The organism is Actinomadura atramentaria DSM 43919 (assembly GCF_000381885.1).
Lineage (GTDB): Bacteria > Actinomycetota > Actinomycetes > Streptosporangiales > Streptosporangiaceae > Spirillospora > Spirillospora atramentaria.
Map to the genome: position 1 here is coordinate 31970 of NZ_KB907221.1, position 15951 is coordinate 47920.

Genomic DNA, 15951 nt, shown 5'->3' on the forward strand with positions numbered 1-15951 from the left:
GGAGAGAGCCATGCTCCACGTGCAGGACCTGACCATCGACTACGCGGGCGGCGGGCGGCGCGCCCGCCGGGGCGGCGCGGAGGAGACCGTGCGCGCCGTGGACGGCGTCGGCTTCGACGTCGAGCCCGGCCAGCTCTTCACGCTGCTCGGCCCGTCCGGCTGCGGGAAGACGACCACGCTGCGGTCGGTCGCGGGGCTGGAGACCCCGAGCGGCGGCAGCATCACCATCGGGGACCGGCTCGTGTACTCCGCCGCCGAGCGCGTCGACGTCCCCGCCGACGACCGGCAGCTCGGCATGGTGTTCCAGTCGTACGCGATCTGGCCGCACATGACCGTGTTCAAGAACGTGTCGTTCCCGCTGGAGCTGGCGCGGCGGCGGACGCGGCCGTCCCGCGCGGAGATCCGCTCCCGCGTGGAGAAGGTGCTGGCCGTCACCGAGCTGGACCGGTTCGCCGACCGGCCCGCCACCAAGCTGTCCGGCGGCCAGCAGCAGCGCCTCGCGCTCGCCCGCGCGCTGGTCATCGAGCCGGAGCTGCTGCTGCTCGACGAGCCGCTGTCCAACCTGGACGCCAAGCTCCGCGAGACGATGCGGATGGAGCTGAAGCGGCTCCAGCGCGAACTCGGCCTCACCGCCGTGTACGTCACGCACGACCAGGTCGAGGCGCTGGCGATGTCCAGCGTCATCGCGGTGATGGACCAGGGGCGGATCGTCCAGATGGGCACGCCCCGGGAGATCTACGAGCGGCCGAACTCGCGGTTCGTGGCGGACTTCATCGGCACGTCCAACCTCCTCCCGGCGACCATCGCGGGGACCTCGCCGGACGGGACGAGCGTCCGCGCCGAGCACGCCGTGCTGCGCTCCGCCGACCGGGTGGCGGCCGCGCCCGGCGCGGAGGTCCTGATGTCGCTGCGCCCGGAGGACCTGGCGCTCTCCCCCGCCGACGAGACCGGCGCCGCGCCGGACGGCAACGCGCTCGCGGGCGTCGTCACCGCGCGCGCGTTCCTCGGCGAGGCCACCGAGCACGTCGTCCGCGTCGGCGACCGGGGGCTGCGCTGCCGGTCGAACCCGTCGCTGTCCATCGAGCCCGGGAGCGAGGTGACCGTCCGGATCGCGCCGGAGAAGGTCCGCCTCATCCCGCTCGGCTGAATCCCCAGGAGAAAGGCTCGTCCGTGAGCGCTGTACGGCTGTCGGCCGCCACCGCCGACTACGACCACGTCCGCGACCTGGCCGCCGGGACCGTCCCGGTGGACGGCGCGGACCCGGTCTGGATGACGCTGCCCGTGGAGGAGATCTTCCACCGGTTCTTCGTCCACGGCGAGTTCGACGTCGCGGAGGTGTCGATGGCCCGGTACGCGCAGTACCGGGCCGAGGGCGGCGACGCGTTCGTCGCGCTGCCGGTGTTCACCTCGCGGGTGTTCCGGCACCGCGCGTTCGTCGTCCGCGACGACTCGCCGCTGACGTCGCTGGAAGAGCTGGCCGGGAAGCGCGTCGGCGTCCCCGAATGGGTGCAGACGGCCGGGGTCTACGCGCGCGCCGTGCTGGAGCACCACGGCGTCGCGCTCGGTTCCGTCGCGTGGACGCAGGCGGGGCTGCGGCAGCCCGGCCGCCGCGAGCACGTCCCGCCGCGCCTGCCGGACGGCGTCGCGATCACGCCCGTCGCGGACCGGTCCCTCAGCGCGATGCTCGCGGACGGGGAGCTGGACGCGCTGATCACCGCGCGCGAGCCCCGACTGGACGGCGCCGAGTTCCGCCCGCTGCTCGCGGACGCGCGCGAACGGGAACGCGCATACTACGCCGAGACCGGCATCTACCCGATCATGCACACGGTCGCCGTCCGCCGCCGCCTGCTGGACGAGCACTCCTGGCTCGCGACGTCGCTGTTCAAGGCGTTCTGCCAGGCCCGCGACGCCAGCCTGGAACGCCTCGCGGACACGGCGGTGTCGCGCATTCCCGTGCCGTGGCTGCCGCAGACCGCCGCCGACCCGTCCCTGCCCGGCCACGGCTGGCCGTACGGCGTCGCGGCCAACCGGACCACGCTCGACGCGTTCCTGCGGCACTGCCACGAGCAGGGCGTCTGCGCGGAACGGCTCGCCCCCGAGGACGCGTTCCTCACCGCCGTCGAGGACGACTACCGCGTCTGACCGCCCACCGCCCGAGGAGACCCCCGTTGACCGTCATCGACTGCCACCACCACTACGTCCCGCCCGCGCTGGTCGCCCGCTACGACGCCGGGCGCAGCGACACCCAGGTCGCGCCCGCCGGGATGACCAAGATCAACAGCCATCCGGGGCTGTCGGACACGGCCGAGCGCCTGCGCGTCATGGACGCGGCGGGCGTGGACGTCGCCGTCCTGTCCAGCATCCTGAGCTGGGACGCGTCCACCGCGGAGTGCCGCGTCACCAACGACGCCTTCGCCGAGCTCCAGGCGTCCCGGCCGGACCGCTTCGCGGGCCTCGCCCACGTGCCGCGCGGCATGACCGCCGAATCCCTCAAGGAGGTCGACCGCGCGCTCGGGGACCTCGGGCTGCGCGGCCTCAGCCTCCCGTCCCAGCCGGACGGGCTCCCGCTCGACGCGCCCGAGCTGTGGCCGCTGTACGCGAAGGCGTGCGAGCGGGACGTGCCGATCTTCGTCCACCCCGCGATGCCGCCGCGCGGGTACGCGCTCATCGGGGACTACGACCTGTCGCGGATCGTCGGCCGGGAACTCGACCTCGTCCTGCAGACGACGCGGATCATCGCCAGCGGCCTGCTCGACCGGTTCCCCGCGCTGACGTTCGTCATGAGCCACATGGGCGGCGGCATCGCCGCGATCACCGAGCGGCTGCGCGGCAAGCAGCACCGCTTCGGACCGCACCTGGAACGGTCCTTCGACGACTACCTCGGCCGGATCTACTTCGACCTCGCCGGGTTCGAGGGCGGCGAGGGCGCGCTGGCGTGCGCGCTCACCGCGCTCGACCCCGCGAACCTCGTGTTCGGCACCGACTATCCGCAGGACTTCTCCGGCGTCGGCTCCGTCGAGGCGAAGGGCGCGGCGGGCATCGCCGCCTACGTCCGCGCAATCACGGCGCTCGACCTGCCGGACGGCGCGGCGGACGCGATGCTCGGCGGGAACGCCGCACGGCTGCTCAAGCTCGAACGCTGAACGGCGCCCGGACCGGGCATGACCACTCTCGACACCGGAACCGCCACGGAAGGCGTCATGGACCTGATGACCGACCTGACCGACACCGAGCCCGCCGCCGAGCCCGACACCGACGCGGCGGTGCGGGCCGTCGAACGGCGCGTGCTGTGGCTCGCGACCTCGATCGTCCACCACGCCAACCGCGTCCGGCCGAACCCGGGCGGGCTCAAGGTCGGCGGGCACCAGGCGTCCAGCGCGTCGCTGGTGACGATCATGACGGCGCTGTGGCTGGAGGAGCTGCGCGCCGAGGACCGCGTCTCGGTGAAGCCGCACGCGTCGCCGGTGCTGCACGCGCTGGAGTATCTGCTGGGCGGCCTGGACGCCGACGACCTGACGACGCTGCGGCAGTTCGGCGGCCTGCAGAGCTACCCGAGCCGGTCCAAGGACCCGGTCCCGGCCGACTACTCCACCGGCTCGGTCGGCATCGGCGCGACCGCGCCGATCTGGGGCGCGGTCGCCCGCCGCTACGTCCGCGACCACTTCGCGGCGGGCGGGACGGGCCGCCAATGGTCCCTGGTCGGCGACGCCGAGCTGGACGAGGGCGCGGTCTGGGAGGCCGTCCTGGACCCGATGGTCGCCGACCTCGGGGAGGTCAACTGGATCGTCGACCTCAACCGGCAGTCGCTCGACCGGGTCGTCCCCGCGATGGCCGGGACGCGGCTGCCCGGCGTGTTCGCCGCCGCGGGCTGGCAGGTGATCACCGCCAAGTACGGGACGCGGCTGGAAGCGCTGTTCGCCCGCCCGCACGGCGACGCGCTGCGCCGCCGCATCGACGCGATGCCGAACGCCGAGTACCAGCGGATGCTGCGCCGCCGCCCCGACGAGCTGCGCGCGGCGCTGCCGGGCGACGGCCCGGACGCGTCCGCCGTCGCGGCGCTCGTCGCGGACGTCCCCGACGCCGACCTCGCCGCCGCCGTCCGCGACCTCGGCGGCCACGACCTGGCCGCGCTGCGCGCCGCGTTCGCCGCGATCGACGACACGCGCCCGACCGTGATCTTCGCGTACACGCTGAAGGGCCACGGCCTGCCCATCGAGGGCCACCCGCAGAACCACTCGGCGCTGCTGACCGACGCGCAGATGACGGAGCTGGCGGCCCGTCTCGGCGCGGACCCGGCGCGGCCCTGGACGCGCCCGGCCCCGGACTCCCCCGAGGACCGCCTGCTGTCCGCGACGGCCGCGCGGCTCCGCCGCCCGGAGCCCGCCGCGCCCGCGCCCGTCGCGGTGCCCGCCGACCTCGGCCGCACCCCGTCCGGCGTCCAGGCCACGCAGACCGCGCTCGGCCGGACGCTGCTGGAGCTGAACCGCGCCGCCCCGGACGCCGCCGCGCGCGTCGTGACCGTCAGCCCCGACGTCAGCTCCAGCACGAACCTCGGCGGCTGGGTCAACAAGGTCGGCGTGTGGTCCACCGAGGAGCGCGCCGACTGGTTCGCCGACGACGCCGAGACGATCCTGCACTGGCGGGAGCGCCCGGCCGGGCGGCACATCGAACTCGGCATCGCCGAGACGAACCTGGTCGGGCTGCTCGGCGAGCTGGGCGCGACGTGGAGCCGCTGGGACCAGCCGCTGCTGCCGATCGGCGTGCTGTACGACCCGTTCGTGGAGCGCGCGCTGGAGCCGTGGTCGTTCGGGATCTACGCGGGCGGGCGGTCGATCCTGGTCGGGACGCCGTCCGGGGTGACGCTCGCGCCGGAGGGCGGCGCGCACCAGTCGATCAAGACGCCGTCGATCGGGCTGGAGCAGCCGGGCTGCGTCGCCTACGAACCGGCGTTCGCGCTGGACGCCGAGTGGTGCCTGCTGGACTGCCTGGCCCGGCTCGGCGGCCCGGACGGGACGTCGGCGTACCTGCGGCTGTCCACCCGGCCGGTCGATCAGACGCTCGCCGCCGTCCCGGCGGACCCGGCGGCCCGCGAGCAGCGCCGCCGGTCCGTCGTCGCGGGCGGGTACGCGCTGCGCCGCGCCGCCGACCCGCGCGTCGCGCTGGTCGCGGTCGGCGCGCTCGTCCCCGAGGCGCTGGCGGCGGCCGACCGGCTCGACGCGCTCGGCGTCGGCGCGGACGTCGTCTGCGTGACGAGCCCGGACCTGCTGTTCCGCGCCCAGCAGGCGCGGCGCGGCCTCGGCGGCGCGCCGACCTGGATCCTGGACGCGCTGTTCCCCGCCGACCGCGCCCGCCCGATGGTCACCCTGCTCGACGGGCACCCGCACACGCTCGCGTTCCTCGCGACCGTCCGGCAGGTCCCCGCCGCGCATCTCGGGGTGACGGCGTTCGGGCAGAGCGGCGGCCTCGCGGACGTCCACCGGCACCACGGCCTCGACGCCGACGCCGTCGTGGCCGCCGCGCTGACCCTCACGGGGTGACGCGCTACCCGAGGACGTCGTCCAGCGGCGTCCCCGGGAGGTCGAGGGCGTCAGCGACGGGTGCGCTGGTGAGACGGCCGCCGCAGGTGTTGAGCCCGCGGGCGAGGCTGCGGTCGTCGGCCAGCGCCCGCCGCCAGCCCTTGTCGGCCAGCGCCACGACGTACGGGAGCGTCGCGTTCGTCAGCGCGTACGTCGAGGTGCGCGGCACCGCGCCGGGCATGTTCGCGACGCAGTAGAACGTCGAGCCGTGGACCCGGTACGTCGGGTCGTCGTGCGTCGTCGGCCGCGTGTCCTCGAAGCATCCGCCCTGGTCGACGGCGATGTCGACGAGCACGGACCCCGGCTTCATCGCCGCCACGAGCCCGTTGCCGACGAGCTTGGGCGCGGCGGCCCCCGGGATGAGGACCGCGCCGATGACGAGGTCGGCCCGCCGCACCTGCTCCTCGATCGCCAGCTCCGACGACGCCAGCCCCCGGACCCGGTTGCCGTACCGCCAGAACGACATGCGCAGCTTGTCCAGGTCGGTGTCGAGCAGCGTGACGTCCGCGCCCATGCCGAGCGCGATGTTGGCCGCGTTCTGCCCGGCCACGCCCGCGCCGATCACGACGACCCGGGCGTTGGCGACGCCGCCGAGCAGCACGCCCCGGCCGCCCTGCGCCTTCAGCAGCGCGTGCGCGCCGACCTGCGGCGCGAGGCAGCCCGCGACCTCCGACATCGGGTACAGCAGCGGCAGCCCGCCGGACGGGAGCTGGACGGTCTCGTACGCGATGCCGGTGACGCGCGCGGCCAGCAGCCGCCCGGTCAGCGGCGCGTCCGCCGCCAGGTGGAGGTAGGTGAACAGCGTCAGGCCCTCGCGGAGGCGGTGGTACTCCTCCGCGACGGGCTCCTTCACCTTCAGGACGAGGTCCGCGCCGCCCCACACGTCGTCGGCGTCGTCCACGATCACCGCCCCGGCCGCGACGTACTCGTCGTCGCCGACGGCCGAGCCGCCGCCCGCGCCGCGCTCGATCCGGACCTCGTGGCCGCGCCCGGTGAGCGCGCGCACGCCGATGGGCGTGATCGCCACCCGGTACTCGTGGTTCTTGACCTCTTTGGGGACGCCGATCCTCATGGGGGGCCTTTCGTCGTCGGTCGGTTCGGACACATCGTCCGGCCGGGCCCGGCCGCCGGGTCGCCGCAGACCGTCCGTTATTCCCGGCGAACGAGACAATCTGTAGGCTCGGTCCGCCATGACCCAACTGACCCTGCGGGACGTGCTGGCCGTCCCCGTGGTCCGCGCCGCCGACCCGGGCGTCGTCGCGGGGCACGCGCGCCTCGGCCGGGCCGTCCGCTGGGTCCACGCCGCCGAGATCGCGGACGTCGCGCTGCGCGGCGGCGACCTCGTCCTGACGACCGGCGCGGGCCTGCCCGGCGGCGAGGACGCGCTGGTCGGGTTCGTCGCGGGCCTCGCCGACGCCGACGCCGCCGGGCTGATGGTCGAGCTCGGGCGGCGCTGGCGCGACGCGCTGCCGGACGCCCTGGTCGGCGCGTGCGAGCGGCACGGCCTCCCGCTGCTGGTCCTGCGCCGCGAGACGGGCTTCGCCGCGATCATCCAGGCCGTGGGCGAGCGCATCGTGGACGAGCAGCTCGCCGAACTCCGCGACGCCGAGCGCGTCCACGAGACGTTCACCGAGCTGAGCCTCGCCCAGGCCGGGCCGCGCGACATCCTGGCCACCGTCCAGCGGCTCTCCGGCGCGGCCGTGGTGCTGGAGAGCGCGCGGCACCAGGTCCTCGACTACGTGGCGGGGCCGGAGGACGTCGCGGACCTGCTCCGGGACTGGTCCGCCCGGTCGCGCGCGGTCCGGCCCGCCGACCGGACGCACTGGGACCGCGCGAACGGCTGGCTGGTCACCCGGCTCGGGCCGCGCGACCGCGAGTGGGGGCGGCTCGTCGTCCACGCGCCCGCGCCGCCGGGGCACACGCTGGTGACCATCGCCGAACGGGCCGCCGCCGCGCTCGCCCTGCACCGGCTGCACGACCGGAACCGCGACCACCACCTGCGGCGCGCGCACCACGAGCTGCTGACCGGGCTGCTGGCGGACCCGACCGTCCCGGACCTGCTGCGGCGGTGCGAGCTGGCGGGGTTCCCGCTGGTGCGGCGGCGGTTCGTCGGGCTCGTCGTGCGGCCCGGCGCCGGGCGGCCGCTGGAGGACGTCCTGGCCGCGACCGTCCACGCCCTGCACGACCAGGACGCGGCCGCGCTCGTCAGCGAGATGGACCGGGAGGTGCGCGCCCTGGTCTCGGTGCCCGCGTCGGCGCCCGCGGACGCGGTCGTGGACCGGCTCGCGGCGCGGATCGCGGCCCGCCACCGCGTCGTGATCGCCGCGGGCCGCGCGGTCGACGCCGCCGCCCGCGTCGACCGGACGCTGCGCGAGGCGCGGCAGGTGGCCGACGCCGTCCGGCCGGGGGCGGGCGGCCCGGTCGTCCACCGGCTGGAGGACGTCCACCTGCGCGGCCTGCTCACGCTCCTGGCCGACGACGACCGGCTGCGGCTGTTCGTCTCCCGCGAGCTGGACCCGCTGCGCGCGCACGACGCGGCGCACGGCGACAACCTCCTGACGGTCCTGCGCGCGCTCCTGCAGCATCCGGGGAGCAAGTCCGAGGCGGCCGCCGGCATCCCCATGTCGCGGCCCGCGTTCTACGCGCGGCTGGCCCGCATCGAATCGACGCTCGGCGCGAGCCTGGACGACCCCGACCTGCGCGTCTCCCTGCACGTCGCCCTGCTCGCGGACGAGCTGCGCCGGGCGCGCGGCACCGCGTGACGGCTCAGCCGGCCCAGGCCGCCGCGATCTCCCCCGCCTGGGCTGCCGCCTGCCGCAGGCCCGCCCGGTACGACGCGTAGCCCGCGCGCGGGTCGAACAGCTCCAGCTCGAACACGTCCCTGGTCTCGTCGTCCGGGCCGATGACGACGGTCTGCTCCGGCGACAGCCCCGCGAGGTCGTCGCGCAAGGCTTCCTCCGACAGCAGGTGCCGCAGCGGCGTCAGGATCAGGACGCGGTCGCACCCCGCCGCGAGGTCGGCGTTGGTGAACGAGTAGGCCATGCCGTCGAAGTAGTGGCGGCCGCCGATCTCGACGGGCTGGAACACGTGCGGCAGCGAGCACGCGGCCCGCACCGCGTCCGGCAGCGGACCCGCGCCGCCGTTCCGCCACACGACGCGCTCGCCGCTCTCGACCTCGACGGTCGGCAGGGCCAGCGGCCGGTCGGGCCACGCGCGCGACGGCAGCCGGTCCACGATCGGGTCGAGTCGGAACGACTCGCTCGCGGTGTCGGCGGCGAGCGCCTCCGCGCCGAGCTTCCGCCGCGCCGCCGCGCCCTCGTCCGCCGGGGGCGACGCGGCGCGGAACGTGCGCATGAACTGGTCCGCCTCGACCTCGGGCATCGGCATGACGCGGCGGGCGGCCATGATGTCGTCCATCGCGTCGGCCAGCTCGTCGCCGAACGCGGCGAGCGCGGCGATGGCGCCGCCCGAGGACGTGCCGACGACCAGGTCGGCGTCGCCGAGGTCGGTCCCCTCCCGGCGCATCCCGACGATGAGCCCCGCCTGCCAGAGCGGGCCGGCGACCAGGCCGGACCCGAGCACGACTGCCCGCGACATGCGATCCCCCTCTCCCGCGGCCCGTACCCGGACATTCCAGACTTGACACGGGACGGCGAACCCCGAGGTGGGAACGGTAGAGGAAGCGGAACACCCGGAAGGAGACGAGCCGTGGACCCGTTCATCGCAGGAATGCCCAAGGCCGAACTGCACCTGCACATCGAGGGGACGCTGGAGCCCGAGCTGAAATTCGAGCTCGCCCGCCGCAACGGCGTGGAACTGCCGTACTCGACCGTCGAAGAGGCGCGCGCCGCCTACGAGTTCCACGACCTGACGTCGTTCCTCGTGGGCTACTACGACAGCATGCGGGTGCTGCTGACCGAGCCGGACTTCTACGACCTCGCCTCGGCGTACCTGGCCAAGGCCGCGTCGCAGAACGTCAGATACGCGGAGATCTTCTTCGACCCGCAGGCGCACACCTCGCGCGGCGTCCCGTTCGACGTGGTGATCCGGGGGCTGCGGCGGGCGCTGCTGGACGCCGAGCGGCTGCACGGAATCCGCGCGCAGCTCATCATGTGCTTCCTGCGCGACTTCTCCGCCGAATACGCGATGGCGACGCTGCTGGAGTCGCTGCCGTACCGGGAATGGATCGTCGGCGTCGGACTGGACTCCGACGAGCGCGGAAACCCGCCGGAGAAGTTCGCCGCCGTCTTCGCGCGCGCCCGCGCCGAGGGATATCTGCTGACGATGCACTGCGACGTCAACCAGGAGAACTCCACCGAGCACATCCGCCAGTGCCTGGAGGTCATCGGCGTCGACCGGATCGACCACGGCGTCAACACGCTGGACGACCCGGCGCTCGCGGCGGAGGCCGCCCGGCGCGGCCTGGCGTTCACCGTCTGCCCGGTCTCGAACGCGTTCGTCACCGACGGGCCGAAGACCGACGTCGTCCGGCGGATGCTCGACCTGGGCCTCCGCGTGACGATCAACTCCGACGACCCGGCGTACTTCCAGGCGTACGTCGCCGAGAACCTGGAACTCGTCCGACGCGAACTCGACCTGGACCGCGACGACCTGGTCCGGCTCGAACGCAACGCCTTCGACGCCGCCTGGCTCCCCCGCACGACGAGGGACGCCTACATCACGGAACTCGAAACCTACGCCGCCGCCTGAGCGTCCCGACCGAACAATCCGGGCGCTCACCGCCGCGACGCCTACCGTCCGCCGGGGTGCCGGTGCCGCCAGGCCAGGAACACCGCCAGCGACACCCCGGCCCACGCCGCGAGCACCAGGAACGGCACGACGTGCTGGTGCGACCGGAAGTAGATCGCCGTGTGCTGCGCGTTCACCGCCGCGCCCGGCGGCAGCCAGCGCCCGACCGCCCCGAGCCCGGACGGCAGCAGCGGCCACGACACCGCCCCGCCCGACGACGGGTTGCCGAGCAGGACCATCAGCCCCCAGGTCGGGATCATCGCCCAGCGCCGGACGAGCGTGTTGAACATCGTGAACACCATGCCGCTGGCGAACATCGTCAGCGACAGGATTCCCCACGACTCGGCAAACGGGAGCCGCAGGACGCCCAGCAGCCAGTCCACGACGGCGGCGATCGTGAACCCGCCGAGCACCGCGTACGCGGCGATGAACGCGACCCGCTCCCCCGCGTTGAGCGCCCGCGCGTGGACGCTGAGCTGGATCGCGCCGACGAACCCGATGATCACCGAGGCCAGCGAGATGTAGAAGATCGCCAGGCCCTGCGGGTCGGTCGGCTGCAGCGGTCTGACGTCGCGGACCGCCAGCGGTTCGCCCGCGGAACGCGCCGCCTTCGGCGCGGCCAGCGCCAGCAGCCGGGCGACGGACTGCCCGGCCGCCCCGGCCAGGTCGAGCCGCGCGCCGGACGGCCCGGCGTCGAGGATCGCGAACCGCCGCTGCTCCTGCACGGCCCGCAGCGCGGCGGCGTACGACGGGTACTCGCGGACCGCCAGCCGGGTCGAGAGGGAACGATCCAACGCCGCGACGAGCGGCGCGGCGCGGGCCTGGTCGCCGGTGACGGCGATCGGGACGTGCCGGGGCGCGGGATTGGCCATCGCGTAGGTGTAGGACCCCGCGAACAGCCCGGCCGCCGCGGCGAGAATGAGCACCAGGACCACGGCGGGCAGGAACGGCGAGCCGCGGAACGCGGCCCAGCGGTCGCGGCCGGTCGGGCGGCGGGCGTGATCGTCCACGTCCGGGCCCGTACCCCGGCGGAACGGCCCGCAGTGGTCAGGACCAGGGCGTCCAGTCGGCGATGTTCCACGGCAGGTGGAAGTGGTAGAGCACCAGGTACGCGATGACCGCCGCGCCGCCGACCAGCCCGCCGAGGACGGCGAGGACCGTGTTGCGGCGCTTGGTCCGCGGGTCGAGGGCCTTCTCCTTGGCCTTCTCGGCGGCGCGCCTGGCGTGGTGGAGCGCGCGCTGCGCCCAGGCGAACTCGGTGGCGAGGATCGCCAGGCCGACGACGATGCCGAGGATGCCGGGCCCGGGGGCGACCATCATCACCAGGCCGCCGACCAGCACCGTCATGCCGACGGTGAAGACGCCGATGCGCCAGGTGGTGTTGAGCAGCGGGTTGCGCCGGATGCGTTCCCGGAAGCGGCTCATCGCGCCCGGTTCGCCGCCCTGCTCGGGAACCGCCGCCGGAGCGTCGTTCTGCTGGTTGGTCGCCACGTTTTTACCCTACGCCAGAGGATCTTGACTCCGGGCCTCGCGGCCCGCCCCCCTTAACGACCGAGCACCCTCGATCGTCACACATCGGACGGGCGCACGCACGGTGAACGCCCCTGACAGCGCGGACATATGTCCACTTTTGTGCAGGTCAGAGGGTGGTTTGCGTCGCGTGATATAGGTCACACCCAACGCGGGGCGTGGAATGTTCCCACAACCGGGCCCCGTTACGCGTCATAGATCTCGGGGACATCCGTGAGAGGAGTGTCCCATCGGAACGCCCGAGCACGAGCCGGGACCGACGTCTGAAGGAATGGCCATGAACAGCAGTACCTCCGTGTCCGCAGAGCTGGGCCTTCGCCTCGTCGTCCCCGACCGCGCGTCCGTCCCGCTGCTCGCCGGGCTGGAGTACGCGGCCGACGACCCGTACGCCATCCGCATGGCGTTCTACGTGGGCGACGACGAGCCCGTCGAGTGGATCTTCGCGCGCGAGCTGCTGACCGTCGGGATCGTCCGCCGCGTCGGCGACGGCGACGTCGAGGTGTGGCCCGCCGGCCCCGAGGACGACGACACGCTCAACCTCGCGCTGTCCTCGCCGTTCGGCGACGCGCTGTTCGAGGTGCCGCTGTCCGCGCTCGCGGAGTTCCTGCACCGCACCTACCGGGCCGTCCCGGCGGGCCGGGAGAGCGACTTCATCGACATCGACGCCGAACTGGAGAACCTGCTCTGGTCCTCGTGACCGGGTCCGCACGGCGCGTGCCGCCCCCGGCGTCCGAAGCATCCGGCTCCGGCCGCGTCCGTTGCGAACGCCCCGGAAAGGGGAGAGTGGGCGCATGAGCATCCTGGGCATCGACATCGGCGGCTCGGCGGTCAAGGGCGCGCCCGTGGACACCGCCGCCGGAACCCTCACCGCCGACCGGCTGCGGATCGCCGTCACCCGCCCCGCCGCCCCCGAGACCGTCGCGGAGGCGGTCGCCGCCGTCGCCGCGCGGTTCCCCGGCGCCGGGCCCGTCGGCGTCACCTTCCCCGGCGTCGTCCGGGACGGCGTGGCGCTCACCGCCGCCAACCTCGACGACCGGTGGATCGGCGCGGACGCCGCCGCCCTCTTCGCCGCCGCGACCGGACGGCCCGTCACCGTCCTCAACGACGCCGACGCGGCCGGGGTCGCCGAAATGCGGTTCGGCGCCGGACGCGGGCGGACCGGCACCGTGCTCGTCCTCACGCTCGGCACCGGGATCGGCAGCGCCCTGTTCACCGAGGGAGTCCTGGTCCCCAACACCGAGTTCGGGCACCTGGAGCTGGAGGGCTTCGACGCGGAGACCCGCGCCGCCGCGCGCGTGCGCGAGGAGGAGCATCTGGACTGGCCCGCGTGGGCCGAGCGGCTGGCCGCCTACCTGCGGTACGTGGAGAAGCTGGTCTCGCCGGAGCTGATCGTGCTCGGCGGCGGCGTCAGCCGCAGGGCCGACCGGTTCGTGCCGCTCGTCACCGGGGTGCGCGCGCCGGTCGTCCCGGCCGTGCTCGGCAACGCGGCGGGGACGGTCGGCGCGGCGCTGGCGGCCGCGGCCGCCGCCTGAGCCCGGGTCAGGGGTCCATCACCTCGGCGGCGTGCGCCGCGAACGTCTCCATCGCCTTGGCGGTGATCGGGCCGGGCGCGGCGGGCAGCGCGGCGCCGTCGACCAGCGCGATCGGCTGGATGTCGCGGGTCGTGGACGTCAGGAACGCCTCGTCCGCCTCCGCCAGCGCCGCCAGCGGCACGTCCTCCTCCTCGCCGCCGCACCACTCCAGCGTCAGCGCGCGCGTGACGCCCGCGAGGCAGCCCGACGACAGCGGCGGCGTCACCAGGCGGCCGGCGCGGACGAGGAACACGTTGCTGCCGGTGCCCTCGCACAGGTTCCCGGCGAGGTTCCCGAAGATCGCCTCGCCCGCGCCGCGTTCCCGCGCGTACGCCAGGGCCAGCGCGTTCTCGGCGTAGGACGTCGACTTCACGCCCGCGAGCGCGCCGCGCTCGTTGCGCGGCCACGGCACGGTCGCCACCGCGCCCGTCGCCGGGAACGGCCGCTGCTCGGCCGCAGCGACCACCGCCGTCGGGCCCGCGCCGCCCCGGTCGGAGCCGAGCGGGCCGGGGCCGCTGGTGTAGGTGATCCGGACGCGGCCGAGCGGCCAGCGCGGCGCGGCGGCCAGCACCTCCAGCACGCCGTGCGCCACCGCGTCCTGGTCGGGCGCGGGCAGGCCGAGCGCCGCCGCCGACGCGGCGAGCCGCCGCAGGTGCCGGGTCAGCGCGAACGGCTCGCCGCCCGCCGCCTTCACCGTCTCGAACACCCCGTCGCCGACGAGGACGCCGTGGTCGAACACCGACACCGCCGCGTCGCGGGGATCGACCAGATCACCGTTGATCCAGACCTTGCCCTGCTCCGTCACCGGAAGCCACCTCCAACAGCCGGGCCGCCTTGAGCCCGGTCTCCCGCCACTCACCCTCGGGGTCCGAGCCCCAGGTGATCCCGGCGCCCGTCCCGAAACGCAGCGTCCCGTCCTGCGCCCAGAAGGTTCGGATGCCGACCGCGAGGGCGCCCCGCCGCGCGTCCGCGTCCACCCAGCCGACGCCTCCACAGTACGGGCCGCGCGGGACGGGTTCGAGTTCCGCCAGCAGCGCGAGCGCGCTGGCCTTGGGCGCGCCGGTCACCGAGCCGGGCGGGAACGTCGCCGCGAGCAGCTCGGGCCAGCCCGCTCCCGGCGCGAGCCGCGCGCGGACCGTCGAGACCAGGTGGACGAGCCCCGGATGCTCCTCCAGCGCGCACAGCGCGGGCACCTCGACCGAGCCGACCGCCGCGACGCGGCCCAGGTCGTTGCGGACGAGATCGACGATCATGACGTTCTCGGCGCGGTCCTTGGGGAGCAGGTCGGCCTCGGTGCGGCCGGTGCCCTTGATCGGCCGGGACTCCACGACGTCGCCGTCGCGCGCGAGGTACAGCTCCGGTGAGGCGGACGCGATCCGCAGCCCGGCCGCGTCCAGCGTCATCGCGCACGGGGCCGGGTTGCCGCGCGCGAGGCGGCTTCCGAGCCCGGCCATCGTCGCGCCGTCCGGCAGCTCGGCGGCCAGGACGCGGCACAGGTTCGCCTGGTAGACGATGCCCTCGGCGATGGCGGCGCGGATGCGGCGGACGCCGTCGCGGTAGGCGTCCGCGTCCAGGGACGTCGACCAGCGGCCGGGGGCGCGCCACGGGCCGTCCGGGTGCCCGGCGCGGCGCACTCGCGCGAAGCGGACACAGGTGACCGCGCCCTCGTAGGTGGCGACGACGGCCCACCAGCCGCCCCGGTCGAGCACGGCGGGGTCGTGGGAGACCTCGACGGGGTCCGTGGCGAGCATCCCGCCGACGTGGGCGAAGCCGCCCGCGACCTCCGCGCCGAGCCCCGTCGCGTCCACCATGCCACCGCCCCGACCGTCCGCCTGTGGGACGCCCAGTGTGCCGCCCCGCGCGGCGGCCCCGCCGTGCGGCCCCGTCCGGCGCGAACCCGCAGGTCCCGGCCGCGCCGCCCCGCCGCCGGGGAAACCGGTTTGGGTAACGCGGCGGAACACGCTAATGTTCTTCCTGTCGCCGCGAGGGGCCGCCCCGGAAGGGAGCGGAACCGAGCAGCACACGCGGAAGTGGCTCAGGGGTAGAGCATCACCTTGCCAAGGTGAGGGTCGCGGGTTCGAATCCCGTCTTCCGCTCTGAGGGGGCCTCGGGTTTTGCACGGCAAGGCCCATCTCGGTGGAGTGGCCGAGAGGCGAGGCAACGGCCTGCAAAGCCGTGTACACGGGTTCAAATCCCGTCTCCACCTCAACCGACGTCCTTCCCCCCGGAAGAACGCACGGGCGATTAGCTCAGTGGGAGAGCGCTACCTTGACACGGTAGAGGTCACTGGTTCAATCCCAGTATCGCCCACCACCAGCCCTGGCCGATGGCCAGGGCTTTTTCTTTTGGGCCGCGTCCCGGAAGTCCGGTCGACACAGCGTTCGCCGTCGACCCCAGCCCGCCCTCTTCAAAACGGACAACGGGCGCACCGATGCCTAGATCGACACAGAAGAAGTTACTTATCAGTTTACATTAACGGAACGATCTTCGCGTTTTGCCGTTTTGATCAATCCTGCTAACCTTGC

14 protein-coding genes and 3 tRNA genes are annotated in these 15951 nt (G+C 74.4%); 11 read left to right on the forward strand and 6 right to left on the reverse strand.

The annotated features are described in order from the left end of the window. The first annotated feature begins 10 nt into the window (after positions 1–10). From G339_RS0126570 to G339_RS0126585, 4 genes are read left to right on the forward strand one after another with little or no spacing between them, the layout of a single operon-like run. Positions 11–1147 (forward strand): ABC transporter ATP-binding protein, encoded by a 1137-nt coding sequence (locus tag G339_RS0126570; protein ID WP_019634107.1) that lies wholly within the window; start codon positions 11–13, stop codon positions 1145–1147. A gap of 23 nt (positions 1148–1170) precedes the next feature. Further along, the gene (locus G339_RS39565; protein ID WP_019634108.1) at positions 1171–2142 is read left to right on the forward strand and encodes a PhnD/SsuA/transferrin family substrate-binding protein; all 972 of its coding nucleotides are present in this window, start codon (positions 1171–1173) and stop codon (positions 2140–2142) included. Between the two features lie 26 nt (positions 2143–2168). Continuing rightward, positions 2169–3143 carry an amidohydrolase family protein gene (locus tag G339_RS39570; protein ID WP_019634109.1) on the forward strand — a complete coding sequence of 325 codons (975 nt, stop codon included), beginning with the start codon at positions 2169–2171 and terminating at the stop codon, positions 3141–3143. Positions 3144–3161: 18 nt separating this feature from the next. Further along, positions 3162–5537 (forward strand): transketolase-like TK C-terminal-containing protein, encoded by a 2376-nt coding sequence (locus G339_RS0126585; RefSeq protein ID WP_019634110.1) that lies wholly within the window; start codon positions 3162–3164, stop codon positions 5535–5537. A 4-nt stretch (positions 5538–5541) separates the two neighbouring features. On the opposite strand, the gene ald is transcribed toward G339_RS0126585, so the two are convergent. Beyond that, positions 5542–6648: an alanine dehydrogenase gene (gene ald, locus G339_RS0126590; RefSeq protein ID WP_019634111.1), complete on the reverse strand. Its 1107-nt coding sequence runs from the start codon at positions 6646–6648 to the stop codon at positions 5542–5544. A gap of 118 nt (positions 6649–6766) precedes the next feature. Between ald and G339_RS0126595 the strand changes: the two genes are divergently transcribed. Next, complete coding sequence (locus G339_RS0126595; RefSeq protein ID WP_019634112.1) at positions 6767–8338, forward strand: PucR family transcriptional regulator; 1572 nt, start codon at positions 6767–6769, stop codon at positions 8336–8338. A gap of 4 nt (positions 8339–8342) precedes the next feature. Here G339_RS0126595 and G339_RS0126600 read toward each other — a convergent pair whose 3' ends face one another. Further along, the gene (locus tag G339_RS0126600) at positions 8343–9173 is read right to left on the reverse strand and encodes a patatin-like phospholipase family protein (protein WP_019634113.1); all 831 of its coding nucleotides are present in this window, start codon (positions 9171–9173) and stop codon (positions 8343–8345) included. A gap of 111 nt (positions 9174–9284) precedes the next feature. Here G339_RS0126600 and add point away from each other — a divergent pair, with 111 nt between their 5' ends. Further along, entirely contained in the window at positions 9285–10286 is a 1002-nt protein-coding gene (gene add, locus G339_RS0126605; RefSeq protein WP_019634114.1) for an adenosine deaminase, read from the forward strand. Between the two features lie 41 nt (positions 10287–10327). On the opposite strand, the gene G339_RS0126610 is transcribed toward add, so the two are convergent. Further along, on the reverse strand, positions 10328–11335 hold the full coding sequence (locus tag G339_RS0126610) for an ABC-2 transporter permease (RefSeq protein WP_019634115.1): 1008 nt from the start codon (positions 11333–11335) through the stop codon (positions 10328–10330). A 37-nt stretch (positions 11336–11372) separates the two neighbouring features. After that, positions 11373–11816, reverse strand: coding sequence for a TIGR02611 family protein (locus tag G339_RS0126615; protein WP_019634116.1), 444 nt, complete (start codon positions 11814–11816; stop codon positions 11373–11375). A 316-nt stretch (positions 11817–12132) separates the two neighbouring features. On the opposite strand from G339_RS0126615, the gene G339_RS0126620 reads away from it, so the two are divergent. Next, complete coding sequence (locus G339_RS0126620; RefSeq protein WP_019634117.1) at positions 12133–12552, forward strand: SsgA family sporulation/cell division regulator; 420 nt, start codon at positions 12133–12135, stop codon at positions 12550–12552. 94 nt (positions 12553–12646) lie between these two features. Beyond that, a complete protein-coding gene (gene ppgK, locus G339_RS0126625; protein ID WP_019634118.1) occupies positions 12647–13387 on the forward strand; it encodes a polyphosphate--glucose phosphotransferase in 741 nt (246 codons plus the stop codon). A 7-nt stretch (positions 13388–13394) separates the two neighbouring features. On the opposite strand, the gene G339_RS0126630 is transcribed toward ppgK, so the two are convergent. Continuing rightward, positions 13395–14231 carry an aminotransferase class IV gene (locus tag G339_RS0126630; RefSeq protein WP_019634119.1) on the reverse strand — a complete coding sequence of 279 codons (837 nt, stop codon included), beginning with the start codon at positions 14229–14231 and terminating at the stop codon, positions 13395–13397. Beyond that, positions 14197–15237: a chorismate-binding protein gene (locus G339_RS35380; RefSeq protein WP_019634120.1), complete on the reverse strand. Its 1041-nt coding sequence runs from the start codon at positions 15235–15237 to the stop codon at positions 14197–14199. Before G339_RS35380 ends, G339_RS0126630 begins: the two co-directional genes overlap by 35 nt. Before the next feature lie 213 nt (positions 15238–15450). Here G339_RS35380 and G339_RS0126640 point away from each other — a divergent pair. From G339_RS0126640 to G339_RS0126650, 3 genes are all read left to right on the forward strand, one after another. Beyond that, positions 15451–15522, forward strand: a tRNA-Gly gene (locus G339_RS0126640). Positions 15523–15561: 39 nt separating this feature from the next. Then, a tRNA-Cys gene (locus G339_RS0126645) sits at positions 15562–15632 on the forward strand. Between the two features lie 32 nt (positions 15633–15664). After that, a tRNA-Val gene (locus tag G339_RS0126650) sits at positions 15665–15739 on the forward strand. Positions 15740–15951 lie beyond the last annotated feature (212 nt).

Bases quoted from the DNA above. Each gene is read 5' to 3' on its own strand.
- G339_RS0126570 (WP_019634107.1), top strand. From the start codon at position 11: ATGCTCCACGTGCAGGACCTGACCATCGACTACGCGGGCGGCGGGCGG.
- G339_RS0126585 (WP_019634110.1), top strand. From the start codon at position 3,162: ATGACCACTCTCGACACCGGAACCGCCACGGAAGGCGTCATGGACCTG.
- ald (WP_019634111.1), bottom strand. From the start codon at position 6,648: ATGAGGATCGGCGTCCCCAAAGAGGTCAAGAACCACGAGTACCGGGTG.
- G339_RS0126595 (WP_019634112.1), top strand. From the start codon at position 6,767: ATGACCCAACTGACCCTGCGGGACGTGCTGGCCGTCCCCGTGGTCCGC.
- G339_RS0126600 (WP_019634113.1), bottom strand. From the start codon at position 9,173: ATGTCGCGGGCAGTCGTGCTCGGGTCCGGCCTGGTCGCCGGCCCGCTC.
- G339_RS0126620 (WP_019634117.1), top strand. From the start codon at position 12,133: ATGAACAGCAGTACCTCCGTGTCCGCAGAGCTGGGCCTTCGCCTCGTC.
- ppgK (WP_019634118.1), top strand. From the start codon at position 12,647: ATGAGCATCCTGGGCATCGACATCGGCGGCTCGGCGGTCAAGGGCGCG.
- G339_RS35380 (WP_019634120.1), bottom strand. From the start codon at position 15,237: ATGGTGGACGCGACGGGGCTCGGCGCGGAGGTCGCGGGCGGCTTCGCC.